Genomic DNA, 19,557 nt, shown 5'->3' on the forward strand with positions numbered 1-19,557 from the left:
TGCAAGTCCGGAGAAAGAAAAATTATTGAAATTAACATGATAAAACGATCAGAAGTTGGGAAACGATTTTGTTGGACGATTTTATTCGTCTTTATTTATGTGTTTGGTAGTAAAATTGCATTGCCGTTTGTTGATTTGTCGCGAGTGCTTAATGTGAATGAAACGACTGCGACGGGCCTGCAATTATCCAGTGCCATTATGGGAGGAAATTTACGAGGAATGTCGATTTTTTCAATTGGCCTTTCTCCGTGGATGTCTTCCATGATATTGTGGCGGGTGTTTACCGTATCCAAGCGCTTTAATCTCGAAAAGACCAGTGCAGATATTGTCGGTCGACGAAAAATGTATCTAACCTTGCTACTCGCCTTAGTACAAGCCTTGGCAGTTTCCATGTATTTACCTCTGCAAACCAGTCTAAATTCAGCTCTTGTGATTGCTGTCAACACGATGATTATGATCGCAGGCACCTTCTTTTTAGTCTGGCTCTCAGATTTAAATGCCGCACTCGGCTTGGGAAATTCAGTCGTCATCATGATGGCTGGAATGGTGATGTATTTGCCAGAAGATATTATGCGGACCTTATCTAAAATGGATATTCCAACTTATTGGTATGCAATTGGTCTCTTTCTCATCTTAGCCTTTGTTTATACAGCCGTCTTGATCGAGTATGCTCGTTATCGCATTCCAGTCAATAAACTTGGAATTCACAACAACCTAAAAAGTTATTCTTTTTTAGATATCAAGCTAAACCCAGCTGGAGGGATGCCGTTTATGTATGCCATGACCTTAGTATCGATTCCACAGTATGTGCTGTTGCTGGTTCTCTCAATGGATTCAAATGCTAAATGGGCTGCTAAGTTTGCAAAAGAATTGGTGATGGGTGAGCCTGTCTGGATCCTCCTCTACATATTTATGATTGCCCTCTTGTCCTTTGCATTTTCTTTTGTCAATGTCAATGGAGAGGAAATTGCTGAAAAAATGATGAAAAGTTCAGAGTATATCGATTCGGTTTATCCTGGTCCAGATACTCGAAAATTTATTAATGGGATTGTGTTACGCTTGACTGTTTTTGGGACCTTCTATCTCATTCTTTTTACTGCCCTACCGTTTTCAGTTTTACTATGGGATAAGGATTTATTGCGCCTAACAATGATTCCAGGAACCTTCCTTATGTTTGTCGGAATGGTATACAACATCCGGGAAGAGATTCATGCTCTCCAAGTAAATCAACGATATACAAGACTATTCTAGGAGTTATCATGTATTACTTTATACCAGCTTGGTACGGGTCAGAACGGACCTGGCATAGCACCACCATCCCTTGGTACTGGACGAAGGATTCAATCGAGTTTGATGACACCATTAACCAGGTTCGTGTCTTCCAAGATGCAGGGATTGATCGGAAGTTGCTGATTCCGCATTATGCTCCCCAACTACGCTATTTTTTACACCGTCAAGATTTGCTAGAAACAGACTATCTCTCTGTCTTTGATCACTTGCAGGGGGTCTCTCCAGATCAGGAAATGATGCCTGTGCAGATTGAGGATTTGGAGTGGCCTTCAGAGACCACTTTTGCCTACACACCTTTTCAGGTAGTGGCTTTTCGTCGAGGGGAGATGATTGCAAAAATCGACATGGGTGTAGATGGGAATATCCTCTCTATTACTCGCCTCAAGGATGGAGAGATTGCCTTTATTGAATATTTAGATGATCGAGGCTTTCTTTCTAGTGTCATTTACTATAAAAGTGGGCATCCCTATTTCCAAGAGTATCTCAGTGTTGACGGAACTTGGGTTCTACGTGAAATGCTGACGGAAGATAATCATTCGGTATTTGTGAATGAGCACGTTCAATCCTTGTTTAAGAAAGGAGTCTACTCGGAAATCAAAGAAGTCATCATGGAGAAAATGAAGTTCCTGCTTGGGACCATCATACCTCAGCAAGATCAAGCAGTTTTTGCAGCCCATCCGGCCAATTTACCCTTCTTGCAAGAATTAGGATTTGGAGTTAAAAAAGTTCTGTCTTTTTATGGGAAACGCCAGCCCTTGTCTCTATATGATTCCCTACTTTATTTTTGTTTAAAGGATGTTCAGTTGATTGTCACAGATAGTGAAAAAACAAAAGAAGCCATTCTTGGCTTTTCTCCAACCTTGCAGTCTAAAGTCCATCGAGTGACCTCTTTTGACTCTCGCTTACGATTAGGGAATAGTCAGGAACGCAAAGAATCAAAAATCTTTTTCTATGTGGGGGAAGACGGTTTCCTATCGAAAAAGCTACTAAAGAACTTGCTGGAAATCTTGGCTGAGAACCCCTTGTTTGAGCTTGTTTTTGCCTTTTACAGTACATCTGAAAATCATTTGCTTACCTTAAGAAGTCAATTAAAACAATTGATAGAAGAAGAGATTGCCTTAGCTTCGGTGCAGCTAACAGTCACAGATCAAGAACTTGGGGAGAATAAGATTCAGGATGATGAGTTAGCTGTAGAAGTGCCAGAATATCGTTATACGGTAAAGAACTTCTTTCATGAGAATGATATTATCAAGGAGTTGGAACAGACCCGCTTGATTGTAGACCTTAATGATGAACCGAATCTTTATACACAAATTGCGGGAATCTCAGCGGGGATTCCTCAGGTGAATCGAACCAAGACAGAATTTGTCGATCATCTAAAGAACGGCTATATCATATCCAAAGAAGGAGAATTAGAGAAGGCTTTGAAGTACTTCTTAACAGCCTTGAAACCATGGAACGAAGCCCTAGTATACTCTGTCGATAAAATACAAGAGTATACGGGCCCGCGTTTGATAGCCAAGTGGGAAGGATGGATGAAAGAATAGTATGGACAAACAGTCGAAAACAAGTCATATTCTTCAAATTGGTTTAGAAAATTGGCTGGAACAAGTAGAGATTCCAGAAGAAATGGGTTGGCACTATTTTTCATGCCAGGATTTGCCCTCTCTAAAAGAGTATATGGAAGAGCAGGAAATCCAAAAATTCAAAGCCTTACTAATAGATCGACCTGAAGATTTGTTGGGCTTAAAAGATCAGATGGACTTTTTCCAACCCTATACCATTTTTTACAATCATCAGTTCCAACAAGAAACCTATCCGGAAGAAGTGAAGGAATTGCTTCGGTTGAAGCAGGTTAGGGCTTGGGATTTTTCAGACAAAGCCCATTTTCTCTATCAAGTCACTCGTTTCCTTTATGATGGTCAGTATGGGGATGCTTTTACGGCTTACGATATCCGCATTCGTCCTGATTTTTCAGGCTCGCAGACAGTTTTAGGAAAACATCTCTTGCAGCTGACGGGATCTTTCGGGAAGGACTTTACTCCCTTGGCTCAATGGATTTATAATTATGTTTACGATGGGACTACTCCCGTTAATATATGGTTAGAGTATGAAAAAGAGCCCTCTTGTCAACTTCAATTGCGTATTCAATTTTTCCAAAGTGGCGCTATTGGTGATCTCGTGAAAGAGATTATCTACTCTGAGGATGACCTAAAAGAGCCAATCTTGCTAGATGAATTTGAGCGATATTATCTAGCCTTTTGTCTGGAAGCAAAAGGAGAAGGGGAGTTGAAGATTGGGGCCTTACACAAACGTTATTCTCATGGTCCTTTTGGGGAAATGACCGTTGGGGCCCAGACACTTCGGGATAGCAAGCGTCAGGAAATCTTTGCTTACTTCCATCCTGGAGATATGAAACCGCCTTTGAATATTTATTTTTCAGGGTATCGTCCGGCTGAAGGATTTGAAGGATTTGTCATGATGCGAAGAATGGGAAGTCCCTTTATCCTCTTTTCAGATCCGCGCTTAGAGGGTGGCTCCTTCTATATGGGCTCTCAAGAGCTAGAAGATCAGATTGTTGCTTACATTGATCAGTATCTAGACTGGCTAGGGTTTGGTCCTAAAGAGATGAACTTTTCTGGACTTTCTATGGGGACCTTTGGAGCTTTGTACTATGGCTCCTCCTACTCGCCTCATGCTATTTTAGTTGGGAAACCGATTGTTAATCTTGGGGATGTGGCAGCTAATTTGAAATTCAAACGTCCCGATGAGTTTGGGACATCCTTAGATATGATGCAGTTGCTTGTCGGACAAGTCTCAAGGGAGGGTATTGATCTATTGAATCAACGGTTTTGGGATCGTTTCAATCAAGCGGATTTGAAGGATACTATTCTGGCCATGGCCTATATGAGAGATGATGACTATGATCAACTGGCCTATCCGAAAATTTTAGAAGCCCTCTATGATCATCCTGTGCGGATTATTAGTTCTAGTCGACCTGGTCGACACAATGATGCCAGTGCACCGATTGTTGAATGGTTTTTAACCCAATATAAAGAAATCATGGAAAGAGATTTTGGAAGGATCGAATGATAACTATTAAACAACAAGAAGCCAGACGGCACTATTGGGGGCCCTTGCCTTCAGCAGACTATCTATGGGGCTCGCTTATCCAAGGTTTTGCGAGGGATAAGGTTGTTTTTAAAAACCCCTTGATGCCTTCTGGTCAAATTTTAAAGACCTGGAAATCAATGAGCAATTTCAGCGCCAATCGTTGGGCTCCTAGTCTTCCGCTCTTAAAACGAGGTCAATCTTATGTATTAGATGTGAGCATGACTTCCACACCTTCCCATACAGTGATGGTGGAAATTGTCTTTCTGGACCGTTTTGGTGTGCCTGTCAAACGTCAGGTAACATCAGATGGAAGCTTGGCTTTTGTTTATCCAGAGAATGCCTACGCCTACGAAGTGCGTCTCCTTAGTGCCGGCATGCAAGAATTTGTTTTTCATTATTTCACGATTCAACCAATATCGTCTGAGGGAGCAGAGGTTCTCGCATAGACGAGCCAGACTGCTAGTAAAAGAGGATCACATTGGATTATTTTACATTAAGAAAAATTAAAAAGATCTTGAAGGAAGTGAATAGCTGGAAAGATCATATGACCCGCTTGACGGATCATCAGCTACAGGAGAAGACTGTAGAATTTCGGGAACGTCTAGCTCAGGGCGAGACCTTGGATGATTTATTACCGGAAGCATTTGCCGTTGCGCGTGAAGCTGATAAACGGGTTTTGGGCATGTTTCCTTATGACGTGCAAGTCATGGGAGGGATTGTCCTCCACCAAGGCAATGTCGCTGAAATGAATACCGGTGAAGGAAAGACCTTAACAGCGACCATGCCTGTTTATCTCAATGCCTTAGAAGGAAAAGGGGTCATGGTCATTACGACCAATACCTATCTGGCAACCCGAGATGCGGAAGAAATGGGACAGGTCTACCGCTTTTTGGGATTGACCGTTGGAGTTCCTTTGAAACAGTCTGAAGACGAAGAATTAGATCCAGAAGTCAAACGGGAGATTTACCGGTCAGATGTCATTTATACGACCAATACCAGTCTGGGCTTTGACTATTTAACAGAGAACTTGACAGCTTCAACAGATGGCCAATTTTTGGCAAACTTCAATTATGCCATTGTCGATGAGATTGATTCAGTGCTTCTAGATAGTGCTCAGACTCCCTTGATTATTTCTGGTTCTCCTCGGGTTCAATCCAACCTATATGGGATTATTAATACCCTGATCCAAACCTTCAAAGAGGGGGAAGACTTCAAGTTTGATGAAGAAAAGAAACGGGTTTGGTTGACTCGAAAGGGAGCTCATGCAGCAGAAAGCTTTCTTGCTATTCCCAACCTCTATAATCCCCAATATCATGATATGGTCCGCCATATCAGCTTAGCTCTTCAAGCCAATAAAAACTTTATTAAGGATAAGGATTATGTCATCCATCCCAATGTCGAAGGGCAACCGGAGATTGTCTTACTTGACCAGGCAACAGGTCGATTGATGGAAATGACACGATTGCAAGGAGGACTCCATCAAGCGATTGAAGCCAAAGAAGGTCTCAAGCTAACCCAAGAAACAAGGGCCATGGCTACCATTACCTACCAAAATCTCTTTAAGATGTTTCGTAAGCTTGGAGGAATGACGGGGACTGGGAAAGTCGCTGAGGCAGAGTTTCTCGATACCTATGCCATGTCCGTCATTAAAATTCCGACTAACCGAAAAAAAATCCGCCAGGACTTGCCAGATGAGATTTATCAGACCCTGCCTGAAAAAGTGTTTGCATCCTTAGAATATATCAAAGAAGTCCATGCAAATGGCAATCCAATCTTAGTTTTTACAGGTTCAGTTGAGATGTCCATCCTTTATTCTAATCTTCTATTGCGGGAGGGCATAGCTCACAACCTCTTAAATGCTAATAATGCCGCTCGAGAGGCCCAAATTATTTCAGAATCTGGTCAAATGGGAGCAGTGACTGTAGCGACCTCCATGGCTGGTCGAGGGACCGATATTAAGTTGGGTCCTGGAGTGACTGAACTAGGGGGACTAGTAGTTGTTGGGACCGAACGGATGATGAACCAGCGGATTGACCTTCAAATTCGTGGTCGTTCTGGTCGCCAAGGAGATCCTGGACGGACCAAATTCTTTGTTTCTCTGGAAGATGACTTGATGAAAAACTGGGGACCAGATTGGATTCAGGATACTTACCAAGACTACGATGTAGAGGAGCGAATTGGTGCCACTAAGCCGTTGACTAAACGAAAATATAAGAATCTGGTGGGACGGGCTCAAAATGCAAGTGAAAGTTCTAGTCAGGCCAGTCGTCGCATGACGCTTGAATTTGCAGAAAGTATGAACATTCAGCGAGATATCATCTATAAGGAACGTAACCGCTTGATTAAACAAGAAGGTCGTTTGGATGTAATTGTCGAACAAATTGTCCGAGAAGTCTTTATGAGAGTGGCAGATAATAAAGATTACATAGATCCCATTGCTTTTTATCGTTATATTTTGGACAATGTGAGCTATCAGGTGGATCCGCAGACGACTCATCGATCATTCCGTTCTAAAAAAACAAAGAAAAATTTCTTATGGGAAATTGCTCAAAGAGAGTTAGAAGCTAAGTATGAGATCTTAGGCACCGATGAGGTGATCGCCCAATTCCAGCGCATGGCCATCCTAAAAGCAATCGATGAAAACTGGGTAGAGCAGGTCGATTATTTGCAGCAACTTCGAGCTGCTCTGTCTGGTCAATATGCCAGTCAAAAGAATCCATTAGTTGAGTTTTTCCAAGAAGCCTACCAATCCTTTGAACGAATGAAAGAGGCGGCCAAGGAACAAATGGTCCGCAATCTCCTGCTAAGTCGAGTAGAAATCAATAAAAAAGGGGAAATAGTCTTGCATTTCCCATAAAAGAGGACATTATGACAGTATACAATATCAATCTTGGAATCGGTTGGGCTAGCAGTGGTGTTGAGTATGCCCAGGCCTACCGTGCCCAGTTGTTACGCAATATCCATCAACCAGCTAAGTTTGCCTTTATGGATATGATTCTAGCCGATAATATCCAGCATTTAACAGAAAATATCGGTTTTCAAAATGATGAAATCATCTGGCTCTATAGCCATTTTACGGATATGAAGATTGCGCCAACGACTTATACCCTTGATCAGGTCTTAGCAGGATTTGCCGGAAAACCGACTCGTGAAGAAGTCAATGGTAAGATCAAGCGCTTCTTTTATGAGGACCAGGACAACTTTTTGACCTGCTACTTGCGGGCAGAAAATAGTCCTTATGTCGAACGTTGCGAGTATGTATCTAGAGGGATTTTGGTGAGAAAGGATTATTTCTCCTATACCCGTTATTGTACCGAGTACTTCATTCCTAAGAACAATCAAGCCAACTTGATTGAACGCCGGTTTTACAATGAAGACGGGTCGGTTGCCTACAGCATGCAGATGGCGGATGGCCGCGAAATCTATCGTTTCCCAGATCGCTACCTGGTTGGTCGCCAAGAATTGATCCGTTACTTCATGCAGACCCTTCAATTGACCAAACAAGATCTGGTGATTTTGGATCGGGAAACCAATATTGGTCAGCCTATCTTTGAAGAAGCGCAAAAAGCCCGCCTGGGGGTGGTCGTCCATGCCGAGCACTTCAGTGCCAATAATGTCGATGATCAGTATATCTTGTGGAACAACTATTACGAGTACCAATTTACCAATGCGGACAAGGTGGACTTCTTTATTGTCGCGACGGACCGCCAAAAAGAAATCTTAGCCGAGCAATTTGCCAAATACACCAACCATCAGCCAGCTATCTATACCATTCCAGTTGGGAGTCTTGCGAACTTGCCACAGAACGAAAATCGCACCCCATTTTCTATGATTACTGCCTCTCGTTTAGCGACAGAAAAGCATATTGACTGGTTGGTGCGAGCAGTGGTTCGTGCCAAAAAAGAATTACCAGAGCTATCTTTTGACATCTATGGAAAAGGTGGAGAAGAAGGCAAATTGCGCTCTCTGATTGATGAATTGGGGGCGGCAGACTATATCCATCTCAAAGGGCATGCCAATCTAGAGGAAATTTATAAGAATTATGAGGTTTACCTGTCAGCATCGACCAGTGAAGGCTTTGGGTTGACCCTGATGGAGGCGATTGGTTCTGGACTTCCGATTATCGGTTTTGATGTTCCTTATGGAAACCAGACCTTTGTCACAGAAGGGGAAAATGGCTATCTCATTCCGCCTTCAGCAGATCAAGTGGTCGACCAGATCGCTGCTGCCTTTTCGGAGAAAATCATCCAGCTATACAAAAAAGATGATCTAGCCAGCATACGTCAAGCATCTTATGCGCGTGCAGAAGACTTTTTGACCAGCCGAGTAGAAGAAGCTTGGGCGCAATTGATAGAAGAGGTGACACATGCTGAATGTATTTGATAGTTATTCTCGTGAAAGCCAAGACCTGCTCCACTCCATGAAAGAGTCTGGTTTTGACCATCCGACCGTTGTTTTGGAGCCAAATGGTTTCTTACCAGACGGTGTCGAGTCTCCCTTTATCTATTTCTTAGGACAAGCAAAAGGGGAGAAGCGGGGACGCTACTTTAATGAAGTTCCAGTGCCTGATTTCTGGGAAGTTTCTGGGGATAACAGTTCGGGGAAAGTGACCTACTATGGTCAGGAAAAGGCTCGGATTGTGTACCATGCTGCTTCCTATAAACGCATCGTCGAGCGCTTAGAGTGGTTAGATGATAAGGGGCAAGTGGTCATGATTGAGCACTATGACCAATACGGCCGTAAGATTGCTGTAACGACTTGTGGTGATCAAGGTCAGCATTTGGTGACCACTTATTTTGAAGGGGATACCGAGCGCTTGACAGAAAATCACCAAACAGGGGATTTGATCTTGACCTTGGACCATCAACCCATGCGGATTTTCAAGAATCGCTTAGATTACTTTGTCTTTTATCTAGAGTATCGTGGTTTTGATCTAGATGGTTTGGTCTACAATACGCTGGCTACCTCCTTTAGTATTAGTCTCCAGCTGGGCAATAAAGGCATCAGAGGACGCGACGTCTTGGTGTGGCAGGAGCCTCTTCACGACAGCCTTCCGGGCAACATGCAGTTGATTCTAAAGAGCCCAGAAATCCGTACCAAGAAGATCTTGATTCCGCAAAACGCGACCTATCATCGCGCTTTGCAGTTGACCTCGCAGGACCAGCATAGCTATTTCGGTCCCCTTGGCTACCTGTATGATTTCAAGGTGAAAGACGATATCCGTAAAGACGCCTTTGTCTTGACCAATTCGGATCAGATCGAAGCCTTGACTTACCTAGTAGAGAACTTGCCAAATGTGACCTTCCGTGTAGCAGCTTTGACGGAGATGTCTGCGAGCCTCTTGTCTATGGTCCGCTATCCAAATGTGGTCTTGTACCAAAATATCAGTCAAGAGCGGATCAAAGAGTTGCTTAAGGTCTCTAGTATTTATCTAGATATCAACCACTATGCAGAGGTGCAAGGCATTGTTCGCAAGGCCTTCGAACACCAGCAAGTCATCCTTGCCTTTAGCCATACCCTGCATGACTGCCACTTCCTCGCACAAGCCAATATCTTTGATCAAGGAAAAGAAGCAGATATGGTGGCCCGTATTCAGGAAATCTACCAATCCGTGGATAACTACAGAGAAGCCGTCGCGCAACAAATTGCCCAATCAAGTAGCGTTGAGCCAGCTGTTTTCAAAGCTCGCTTGCAAGAAGGGATAGGTGGACACAGTGAGTGATCGTAAGAAAGATTTATTTTACAAAGAAGTAGAAGGGCGGATGGAGTCTCTCAAACGCCGTCCTGCCGAAAAAGAAAAGACGACACGTTCTGAAAAGATCAATGTCACTTTTAATGTGATCATTGGTTTGGTGATTTTGTTGGGAGTTATTTTTACCCTCTTCAGAGTGTTAGGAGGATCCTAAGATGGAAATGGTATTTGCAATCGGGATCTCGATCTTATCCCTCGCTCTTGTAGTTCTGATCACCCTGCAGCCTCGCCAACAACAATCGCTTTCAACAGATGCGACCAGTAACCTAGGAAAGCCAAGTTACTGGCGGTCTCACCGTGGACTCAAGTTAGCGACCCTTGTTGTTAGTATCGTCTTTCTCGTATCCTTATTTCTTTATATGATGGTCGTACAGGCCTAGTTTCTAATAGAATGGATAAAAGAAGTTGGTATTCTCCGACTTCTTTTAGAATGTAATCCATCTGTTTCTTACATAATGCAACCTAAATGATACTTAAAAAATTAAAGAGATATCTACAATTTGAAGAGGCTGGGACAAAAGTCCTAGCCTCTCAATTATTTTTGGATTGTCGATCAAGACGCAGAGGTTGATGGGCTCTACTACGCTGATTTCATCAGCTTTTACAGCCCTACTCAACTGTGCGGAGGTGGGACGACGAAATCGAATTCTAACGAATTACCGATTTCTGTCCCAATCTCTTTTTTTATCCTGCTTCCTTCTCTTTTATGGTATACTGAAAGCGACAACATGATTGGAGCTTCCGATGAAAAAGATCCCCTTAGTATTTTCAGGCTGTCTGTTAGGACTGGTTGGCGCTGGAAACCTTCTCGCAGACTCGCTACCCTTCCTTGCCCATGCCTTTAGTCTGACAGGTTTGTTCTTCTGGTTTTTCTTTGTCGTTTATCATGCGATTCGTTGGCAAGAAACCAAGATAGAACTCCAACAACCAGCTCTTTTATCTGGGATGGCGACTTTTCCCATGGCAGGGATGATTCTATCCACCTATCTTTTGCGCCTCTTTCCTGCCTTTGGAGGTCTATCACAGTTGGTCTGGTGGTCTGCCTTTCTCTTGGACCTGGGCTTAATTCTCTATTTTACCAAGACCCATGTCCTAGCGCGACCAAGAGCCAATGCCACTCCCAGTTGGACCGTTCTCTATGTGGGCATTGCAGTAGCAGCTTTGACCTATCCCGTTGTGGGAATTAGGGGGATTGCTTATTTCGCTTTAGTGATTGGTTTTGGTTTGACCTTTCTTCTTTATCCCCTTATCTATCATGATTTGAAGCAGTCTCCCTTACCCAGTCATCTGTTGGGCCAAGAAGGCATCTATTGCGCTCCATTTTCCCTTCTGTTAGCAGCTCTGGTTCGTGTGGGTGGAGCAAGCCTTCCTGTCTGGTTCTTACTGATCATGGTAGTGGCCTCGCAAGGTTTTTATTTCTTTGTTTTGACGCGCCTACCGAAAATGATCAAAGAAGGTTTTCAACCTGCTTTTTCAGCGCTGACCTTTCTAACAGTCATCACAGCGACCTCTTTGAAAATGGCCCAAGGCTTATTGCAACTGCCTTTCTTGACAGGTCTCGTATGGATGGAAACTCTTCTTTGTCTCTTGATTTTAGTCGCTGTCTTAGGTGGTTATGTGGCCTATCTCAGAGAGTAGGAAGTCATCCTTTTTCATTGAAACCTAGTCACGATTATGGTAAGATGCACTATACGATTTGTCATACTTTATAGGAAAGGTATCTATGAAATTCATCAAAGGAAAGCTCTCACTGCTTTATCCCCTCTTTCTGCTCTTGTTTTATTTTTATGTTCGGCCTCAATTTCGCCCCTTGGCCCAGTATGTCTCCAATAGTGTAGCAAGTGCCAATAGCTATTATTGGACCTTATTTGGCCTAGAAGGCCTCTATGCAGTCTTTACAGGATTTTTGGTCTACCGTTTTTCTAAAAAAGCGCAGTTTAAGCTGGGGAAGAACCCTTTTCAAGCTCTGATAGAAGCCGTTTTTGCGGCTTGTTTGGTTTACTGGTTGGACTACTTCATCAGTGGTTTTGTCCAAGGACGGGCGGCCGTTTTGAGTCTGTTTCCACGGGAAATTAGCCCCACAGGGGTGCTTATCCTAGTGATCGCAATGGTCGTCATCCGGCCAGTGACAGAAGAGCTGATCTTTCGTGGAGCCTTGGTGAATGCCTACCTCAAAGGCTGGAAACTCTATGCTGAGATTTGGCTTCCAGCCCTCATATACAGTGGCCTACATTTTCTTCACAATCCCTTTTCGCTAGGAGCTTCTATCATCTATCTCCTGCCGAGTGTGATTTTTGGGATCCTGTATTATCGGAGTAAGACGCTCCTTTCTCCAATTTTAGCTCATATCTTGCTCAATCTCTACTACACCTTGCCTTTACTTTTATCTGTATTTAAGTAGCAACCGATTTCCTGAGTGAGATTGGTTTTTTTTGAAAATATGGTATAATAGAATAAATTTAATAGAGGGAGTTGAGGTTTGAAAAAAAGCTACCGCGTCAAACGTGACAAAGATTTTAATGCTATTTTTAAAAGTGGTCAAAATGTTGCCAATCGGAAATTCGTTGTTTACCGCTTGCGCAAAGACCAACCGCATTTTCGAGTCGGCCTGTCTGTTAGTAAGAAACTGGGAAATGCTGTGACCAGAAATCGCATCAAACGTTTGATTCGCCATGTTTTGATCAAACACCAAGCCTTCCTTACGACCGATGATTTTGTTGTCATTGCTCGTAAAGGAGTGGAGGAACTCGACTTTCATCAAGTAGAGAAAAATCTTGTACATGTCTTAAAATTAGCACATGTCTACCAAGAAAGGGAATAATGTGAAAAAGAAACTGAAGTTAACTGGATTATTAGGAGCGGCCTTATTGGTCTTGACAGCTTGTGGAACCTCTCAAGTGACAGCTCAGTCGACGGGTGGTTGGGAACGCTTCGTCTACTTCTTTGCAGAAGCTATCCGCTTCTTGTCCTTTGGTGGAAGTATCGGTGTAGGGATTATCGTCTTTACCATTGTCATCCGGACGGTCCTCTTGCCTCTCTTCCAATATCAAATGAATTCAACCCGCAAAATGCAGGAAATTCAACCCCTCCTCAAGGAATTGCAAGCTAAGTATCCTGGGAAGGATCTTGATAGTCGGACCAAGCTTTCTGAAGAGATGCGGGCCCTTTACAAGGAAAAAGGCGTCAAAACGTCTTCAGCCTTCCTTCCTCTCTTAATCCAGATGCCGGTCTTGATGGCCTTGTTCCAAGCGCTGAGCCGTGTCGAATTTCTTAAAGTCGGTCACTTCCTTTGGTTGGACCTTGGTGCGATTGATCCGACTTATATCTTGCCGGTTCTTGCAGCACTCTTCACATTTTTCAGCAGTTGGTTGACCAATAAAGCCATGCCAGAGCGCAATGGTAGTGCGACAACCATGATGTATGTGATGCCTGTGATGATCTTCTTCTTTGCCTTGTTCTCAGCCAGCGGGGTCGCACTATACTGGGTGACTTCCAATGCTTACCAAGTCGGGCAAACCTATCTCTTGAACAACCCCTTCAAGATTATTGCAGAGCGTGAAGCAAAAGAGCAAGCTTCGCGCGACATGGAAAAACAAAAACGCCGTGCCCTAAACAAAGCACAGAAAAAGAAAAAATAAGAAAGAGGTGGACATATGGTCCTATATACTGGAGCAACTGTTGAAGAAGCGATTCAAAAAGGTCTGAACGATTTAGATATTCCTCGTATGAAGGCACATATTACGGTTGTAGCGCGTGAAAAGAAAGGTTTTCTTGGCTTGTTTGGGAAAAAACCAGCCCAAGTAGAGATTGAGCCGATTGCAGAAACAACTGTTGTGAAAGCCAATCAAAAAGCTGTCAAAGGTGTCCCAGATGAGATCAATGCGCAAAACGAACCGGTTAAGACTGTGAGCGAAGCAACGGTTGATCTCGGACGCGTCGTAGCAGCGATCAAAAAGGTCGAAGAAGAAGGAGAAGTTGTCTCTGAAGAAATCAAGACAGAAATCCTGAAACATGACAAAGAAGCAGATACCGTTCTTGAAGAAAAAGGGCATGAACATATCCTTGAAAAAGTCAAAGAACCAGCGACAAAAGAATCAAGTGAATCTGATTTCTCAAATCTTGGTATCGAAGTAGAGGAAAACTACAATATCGAAGAAGTCGTAGCTGATGTGACAGCCTATGTTCAAACAGTGCTCGATGAAATGGATGTGGATGCGACTATCTCAAGTAGTCACAACCGCCGTACGGTCAATATGCAAATTGATACCAATGAACCAGGACGTGTCATTGGGTACCACGGAAAAGTCTTGAAGGCTCTTCAACTTTTGGCGCAAAATTACCTCTATAACCGCTACTCAAAGAATTTTTACATTACCATTAATGTTAATGACTATGTAGAACACCGGGCAGAAGTTCTTCAAAGCTATGCTCAGAAGTTAGCAACGCGTGCCCTCGAAGATGGGCAAGCCCAACAGACAGATCCGATGTCAAACAGTGAACGCAAAATCATTCACCGTATCGTCTCTAAGATGGAAGGAGTCACTAGCTACTCTGAAGGGGAAGAACCAAACCGTTACGTGGTGGTAGACATCGAAGGATAATCTAGCTATTATTTCCCATAAGGGAGAGACGGGATTGAGCCGATCTCTCCTTTTTTGTTATGATTAGAAAGGAAGCAGATGACATTTGCAGCGATTCGAGAGTTTTTAAAGCTTCAAGGAATTCACTACCAGGCCCCAGCGAAGGCAGGCGTGCTAGCCTCAGAGATGGAGCAGTATCGTGCCCTAGCTCAAGCGGCTCGTAAGGAATTCACCGATTTAGTCTCAGCCTTTCAGAAGCGTCACCCCTACTTAGAGCAAGATCGGACTAGCCAATGGATGAACCAGGCTCAAATTTTGCGGCCTCATTTTTGGGCTTATCTAAGAGGCGAAGGGACGATGGCAGAGCCCATGTTTGCCTTGAGGCTTTATGGGGATGCAGCTGATTTTGGTGTTTCCTTAGAGGTGAGCTTTATCGAGCGAAAAAAAGACGAGCAGAGCCTTCAAAAACAACACAAGGTTCTCACCCTTCCCATCACTCAGCCAGTTTATTATTTCGCCCAGAAAAATGGAGAGAGTCAAAGGGTAGAGGGAACAGAAAAGAATCGCCATGATCTGTTACAAGCAGTAGCAGACGGAACGGTTCGTAAGGTCCTCGTCAAATACGATGTTTCTCTAGTCGAGGAAGGTTCTCTTGAGGATATCCTGGAACAGTTGCAAGAGGCGCTGGTGGCTCTGGAACCCTATTACTTGGCAACCCGTCAGGTGTAGAAAGGTTTTCTCCAACCTGTATTTGTAACAATTTTGCCATAGCTATTGACAAATAGAGCTGAATCCGATAGAATGGTAAAGTATGTTTAGTAACTGATCACAACTAGCCGGCTAAACGAATACAAAATCTATGAGGAGGTATTCATCGTGAAACGTACTTATCAACCAAGTAAACTTCGTCGTGCGCGCAAACATGGTTTCCGTCACCGTATGGCAACTAAAAATGGTCGTCGCGTATTGGCAGCTCGTCGTCGTAAAGGACGCAAAGTTTTGGCTGCTTAATTCAGATAAAAACCTAAAAACCAGTAGAAACTCGAGACTACTGGTTTTTGTTTTGTCCGAAAGTGAATTTAGAGGCGCTTTCTGCTATAATAGAAAGAAGAAAAACTCGGAAGAAAAGGAAGATCATGCAGATTTTTGATACCCACACTCATCTCAATGTGGAAGAATTCGCAGGAAAAGAACAAGAGGAGCTTGACTTGGCCAAGGAAATGGGTGTTGTAGCCCACAATATCGTTGGTTTTGACAAACCGACGATTGAGCGTGCCATGGAGTTGGCAGATCAATATCCAGAACTCTATCTCACGCTTGGTTGGCACCCCACTGAGGCGGGCGATTATACTCCTGAAGTGGAGGCCTATTTACTTGAACAGCTAAAACATCCCAAAGTCGTCGCACTCGGAGAAATCGGTCTGGATTACCACTGGATGACAGCGCCAAAAGACGTCCAAGAAAAGGTTTTTCGTCGTCAGATTCAATTGTCTAAGGACTTGGACCTCCCCTTTGTGGTGCATACACGCGATGCTTTAGAAGATACTTATGCCATCATCAAGAGTGAAGGAGTCGGGCCTCGCGGTGGGATCATGCATTCTTTCTCAGGAAGTTTAGAAGAAGCTAAACGCTTCATGGATTTGGGAATGATGATCTCCTTTTCTGGAGTGGTCACTTTTAAGAAAGCCACAGATGTCCAAGAAGCGGCAGCTGGCCTTCCGTTAGACAAGATCTTGGTTGAAACAGATGCCCCTTATCTGGCGCCAGTTCCCAAACGTGGTCGGGAAAATAAAACAGCCTACACTCGTTATGTAGTAGACTTCATTGCAGGACTACGTGGCTTAACAACAGAAGAAGTGGCTCAGGCAACCTATGACAATGCAAGAAAGGTATTTGACCTTGACTGAGAAAAGAAAAATACCAGAAGTGATTGTCGTGGAGGGCAAGGACGACACAGCCAATCTCCGTCGTTTTTATGAGGTGGATACCTATGAAACGCGAGGTTCTGCGATCGATCAAGATGACTTGGAACGAATTGCTACCTTGCAGGAGTTGCGTGGGGTCATTGTCTTTACCGATCCAGACTACAATGGCGAGCGCATTCGCAAGATCATTATGCAAGAGGTGCCCCAAGCCAAACATGCCTTTTTAAATCGTGGTGAAGCAGTCCCCAAATCCAAGACCAAGGGGCGTTCTCTTGGAGTGGAGCATGCGAACTTTGAAGATTTAGAAAAAGCCCTAGCTGGACTGGTCGGGTCTTACGAAGATGAAAATTTCTTTGATATCACAAAGACCGACTTGATGCGGCTTGGACTGTTGATGGGAAGCGATAGTCGCAAACGGCGGGAATATCTAGGAGAAGCCTTGCGCATCGGCTACTGCAATGGCAAGCAATTACTCAAACGCTTGGAGTTGTTTGGAATTAGTTTGGCTGAGGTTGAAGCTACCATGAAAAGTTATGAGAATTGAGAAACTCCCCAAAAAGCAAGGGGAAGATGACACAATAGAAGTAAGTATATACGGTTTAATCAGACTTGGTTGCAAGCATTAGAAAAGTGACTCCATAGGATTTGTTATGAGTGTAGATAATGAGGATAATTTATGGGAATCTTCGATTTTTTAAAAAAGACAGAAACAACTGAAGCAACAAACAAAACAGTAGAGTCAATTGACAAAACATGCTTGGGAGTTCTAGAACTATTTCCGATAAAGGAGACGAATGAGTTATTGATTATTGGGAGCTTAGAGGGCGGACTCAAGGTTGGGGATTGTCTGCAATTTTGCAATCCCGATCGAGGTATGGACGCACTTGGTTCTGTAGTCGTGAAAAAACTCATTAATCAAAATAAGGATGTAGATGTTCTCACGGATGAATCTCTAGCTCATTTGGTCATCGATATGGAAACTTCCTTGGTTAATCTTAAAAAGGGAAGTGTTCTCTATAGTTATGGTGTCGATGAGGAACAACGGCTATCAAGCTATACAGATGCTCTTTATAACGCGTTTGTAATTGTCCAAAAAGGTCAAATGTCCAATGAAGACTATCAAGCCGCTAGTCTTGATGATAGCATAGAAATATTGCGCCTCTTTTTATGGGAGTGCCGTCAAAATCAGAAAACGGAAAGTGAAGAAAGCTATCAAGCTAACACTCGAAAGCTAGAACGCCTAGCAGAAATCGTCAAGGACAAGTTGTTAGCAGCAGATTCGATTTACGCGGTCTTTTCAGAAAAAACGGGGGAAGCGTATCTTTTCTCAACGACCTATGATAAAGGTGAAGAGGGCTATCTCTGTTCAGACCCGATGATCATGCTATATACGCCGCGTTGGTATCACCAATTTAAGGAAACCATTGATCGTCGACCAAATTCAGTTGTGAAACTGATTGAAAATACAGCAGATAAAAAAGGAATTGAGAATTTTCTTGGGACAGCCTTTTACTTAAATGGAGCTTTGGGAGCAGCCTTTAATACCAAGGAAGTCAGCATTAGTGCTTCTGTTTTGGTTCAAAAACCAGATTTTTCGAACCTACCAGAGATACAAGTTCCTGTTATGAATCCTGATATTGTAAGATGGATGCTGTTGATGGGGCAGATGGATAAGCCTACAACAGATGACGAAGAAGTAATATATAAGCTCTATTATAAATTCTTCTCAGCAGCCATGCCAAAAGCCAAACTCCTCATTCCTTTAAATGCTACTTCGGGATTCCCCGATAAGAGTCAGGGAGCCAACTCCTTTGTATTGAAAGAAGACGCTAAGTTCAGCATCCCAGTCAGAGAAGGAAAAGATGGGCGCAACTCTGTGCCGGTATTTACTGATTGGAAACGTCTGCGAATGGTCTTTGATGAAAAGTGGAATGGCATGATTGAAGAAGCTGGCGGTATGATTGAAGGCTTTGACTATGCCATAAACCCAACGGAGTATTATGAAGCAGGTGCCTATGTTAGCCTAACAGCTTTTAAGGAAATGCAACAGTTTAGTGAGGAACTGGAAGGCAGAGATAAAGATTAGAGAGTTTCTTTCATTGGGAAACTATATAGTTTTATCTACATCTTACCTGAACCACTACCCTTTTTCAAAGATTTTGAAAGGAAATGGAATGGCGAATAGAAGTTATATTTACTTAAAAAACGGAGATGAAGCTCGTATCTTAACAGAGGGAATTTACACGATACCTTATTTTTGGCAATTGTTTTGGGATGAAGAAGATTTAAAAGCTCCTATTGCTCTCTGGGAAACAGCAGAAGAACTTGAAGAAGATGAAGAACAAGCAGAAAGATTTTACCAAGAGCAGAATGTAGATATCTTGCTTCCTATTGAAAAATTCCAGCAAAACGCCCTCCAAAACCGGTCTTTTTTAGAAGAAAATGCTTCTCAGACCTTACAATTATATGATGCCTTTGTTCGTTATATTCTTGCAAACGTAAAAGATGATGATGTGCTCGGATATGATGTCTTAGATGTTGTTTTTATGGACCAAGTGTCTGTTGTTTCTGATAAACTGTTAAAAAATATACGAGCTATTCGGGAAAATCAACCCAAAGATTTAGATTTTTCTTTGACAGAAAAGAACTTAATTGGTCTTGCTATGGGCTTTCCTGATTATTATGCTTCAGAATTATTGCCAGAAGACAATATTCTAGATTCGGTTGCCTATCAGGATGAACTGAAGAAAATGAATCCCCAAGAAGATAAGAAAGCGCTCGATATGACTGGAGCCGATTCACAAGGGAACAAGTCTCGTGTTCTTTTAGTGTTTTGGATTTTGTTGGCACTAGGAATTATGTGGATTTTATATATTGTTTTTAGCTAATAAATAGA

Annotated in this window: 20 protein-coding genes; all 20 read left to right on the forward strand. The window is 43.0% G+C overall.

Going from position 1 to position 19,557, the window contains the following annotated elements; genetic code table 11:
* Positions 1 to 36: 36 nt before the first annotated feature.
* The 20 genes from secY2 (at position 37) to SM121_RS03155 (ending at position 19,549) form a co-directional block, all read left to right on the forward strand.
* On the forward strand, positions 37 to 1,251 hold the full coding sequence (gene secY2 / locus SM121_RS03060) for an accessory Sec system protein translocase subunit SecY2 (protein ID WP_003012481.1): 1,215 nt from the start codon (positions 37 to 39) through the stop codon (positions 1,249 to 1,251).
* 8 nt (positions 1,252 to 1,259) lie between these two features.
* Positions 1,260 to 2,837, forward strand: coding sequence for an accessory Sec system protein Asp1 (asp1, locus tag SM121_RS03065; RefSeq protein ID WP_320911129.1), 1,578 nt, complete (start codon positions 1,260 to 1,262; stop codon positions 2,835 to 2,837).
* 1 nt (position 2,838) lies between these two features.
* Entirely contained in the window at positions 2,839 to 4,383 is a 1,545-nt protein-coding gene (gene asp2 / locus SM121_RS03070) for an accessory Sec system protein Asp2 (RefSeq protein WP_320911130.1), read from the forward strand.
* Positions 4,380 to 4,850 (forward strand): accessory Sec system protein Asp3, encoded by a 471-nt coding sequence (asp3, locus tag SM121_RS03075; protein WP_003012414.1) that lies wholly within the window; start codon positions 4,380 to 4,382, stop codon positions 4,848 to 4,850. The genes asp2 and asp3 overlap by 4 nt, the downstream gene beginning before the upstream one ends.
* A 26-nt stretch (positions 4,851 to 4,876) precedes the next feature.
* Positions 4,877 to 7,261: an accessory Sec system translocase SecA2 gene (secA2, locus tag SM121_RS03080; RefSeq protein ID WP_320911309.1), complete on the forward strand. Its 2,385-nt coding sequence runs from the start codon at positions 4,877 to 4,879 to the stop codon at positions 7,259 to 7,261.
* Positions 7,262 to 7,272: 11 nt separating this feature from the next.
* On the forward strand, positions 7,273 to 8,787 hold the full coding sequence (gtfA, locus tag SM121_RS03085; RefSeq protein WP_320911131.1) for an accessory Sec system glycosyltransferase GtfA: 1,515 nt from the start codon (positions 7,273 to 7,275) through the stop codon (positions 8,785 to 8,787).
* Positions 8,771 to 10,126, forward strand: a complete 1,356-nt coding sequence (gene gtfB / locus SM121_RS03090) for an accessory Sec system glycosylation chaperone GtfB (protein ID WP_155127956.1) — start codon at positions 8,771 to 8,773, stop codon at positions 10,124 to 10,126. The genes gtfA and gtfB overlap by 17 nt, the downstream gene beginning before the upstream one ends.
* A complete protein-coding gene (gene asp4 / locus SM121_RS03095; protein WP_003003066.1) occupies positions 10,119 to 10,310 on the forward strand; it encodes an accessory Sec system protein Asp4 in 192 nt (63 codons plus the stop codon). The genes gtfB and asp4 overlap by 8 nt, the downstream gene beginning before the upstream one ends.
* A gap of 1 nt (position 10,311) precedes the next feature.
* Positions 10,312 to 10,536, forward strand: a complete 225-nt coding sequence (gene asp5 / locus SM121_RS03100) for an accessory Sec system protein Asp5 (protein ID WP_003003038.1) — start codon at positions 10,312 to 10,314, stop codon at positions 10,534 to 10,536.
* A gap of 364 nt (positions 10,537 to 10,900) precedes the next feature.
* Positions 10,901 to 11,794, forward strand: coding sequence for a TDT family transporter (locus SM121_RS03105; RefSeq protein ID WP_320911132.1), 894 nt, complete (start codon positions 10,901 to 10,903; stop codon positions 11,792 to 11,794).
* Positions 11,795 to 11,879: 85 nt separating this feature from the next.
* Positions 11,880 to 12,557: a CPBP family intramembrane glutamic endopeptidase gene (locus tag SM121_RS03110; protein ID WP_155127962.1), complete on the forward strand. Its 678-nt coding sequence runs from the start codon at positions 11,880 to 11,882 to the stop codon at positions 12,555 to 12,557.
* 78 nt (positions 12,558 to 12,635) lie between these two features.
* Positions 12,636 to 12,977, forward strand: coding sequence for a ribonuclease P protein component (gene rnpA / locus SM121_RS03115; protein ID WP_003002960.1), 342 nt, complete (start codon positions 12,636 to 12,638; stop codon positions 12,975 to 12,977).
* Position 12,978: 1 nt separating this feature from the next.
* Positions 12,979 to 13,794 carry a YidC/Oxa1 family membrane protein insertase gene (locus SM121_RS03120; protein ID WP_003015944.1) on the forward strand — a complete coding sequence of 272 codons (816 nt, stop codon included), beginning with the start codon at positions 12,979 to 12,981 and terminating at the stop codon, positions 13,792 to 13,794.
* A 15-nt stretch (positions 13,795 to 13,809) separates the two neighbouring features.
* On the forward strand, positions 13,810 to 14,757 hold the full coding sequence (gene jag, locus SM121_RS03125) for an RNA-binding cell elongation regulator Jag/EloR (RefSeq protein ID WP_151378923.1): 948 nt from the start codon (positions 13,810 to 13,812) through the stop codon (positions 14,755 to 14,757).
* 78 nt (positions 14,758 to 14,835) lie between these two features.
* Entirely contained in the window at positions 14,836 to 15,465 is a 630-nt protein-coding gene (locus SM121_RS03130) for a hypothetical protein (protein ID WP_003012463.1), read from the forward strand.
* Positions 15,466 to 15,612: 147 nt separating this feature from the next.
* A complete protein-coding gene (gene rpmH / locus SM121_RS03135; RefSeq protein WP_003003086.1) occupies positions 15,613 to 15,747 on the forward strand; it encodes a 50S ribosomal protein L34 in 135 nt (44 codons plus the stop codon).
* Between the two features lie 125 nt (positions 15,748 to 15,872).
* On the forward strand, positions 15,873 to 16,643 hold the full coding sequence (locus tag SM121_RS03140; protein ID WP_155127965.1) for a TatD family hydrolase: 771 nt from the start codon (positions 15,873 to 15,875) through the stop codon (positions 16,641 to 16,643).
* Positions 16,615 to 17,205, forward strand: coding sequence for a ribonuclease M5 (rnmV, locus tag SM121_RS03145; protein WP_173018869.1), 591 nt, complete (start codon positions 16,615 to 16,617; stop codon positions 17,203 to 17,205). The genes SM121_RS03140 and rnmV overlap by 29 nt, the downstream gene beginning before the upstream one ends.
* A gap of 132 nt (positions 17,206 to 17,337) precedes the next feature.
* Positions 17,338 to 18,747, forward strand: coding sequence for an SseB family protein (locus SM121_RS03150; protein ID WP_320911133.1), 1,410 nt, complete (start codon positions 17,338 to 17,340; stop codon positions 18,745 to 18,747).
* Positions 18,748 to 18,835: 88 nt separating this feature from the next.
* Complete coding sequence (locus SM121_RS03155) at positions 18,836 to 19,549, forward strand: dimethyladenosine transferase (protein WP_320911310.1); 714 nt, start codon at positions 18,836 to 18,838, stop codon at positions 19,547 to 19,549.
* Positions 19,550 to 19,557 lie beyond the last annotated feature (8 nt).

The sequence above is a fragment of the Streptococcus sp. S1 genome, from assembly GCF_034137685.1.
In the GTDB taxonomy this organism is placed as follows: domain Bacteria; phylum Bacillota; class Bacilli; order Lactobacillales; family Streptococcaceae; genus Streptococcus; species Streptococcus dentalis.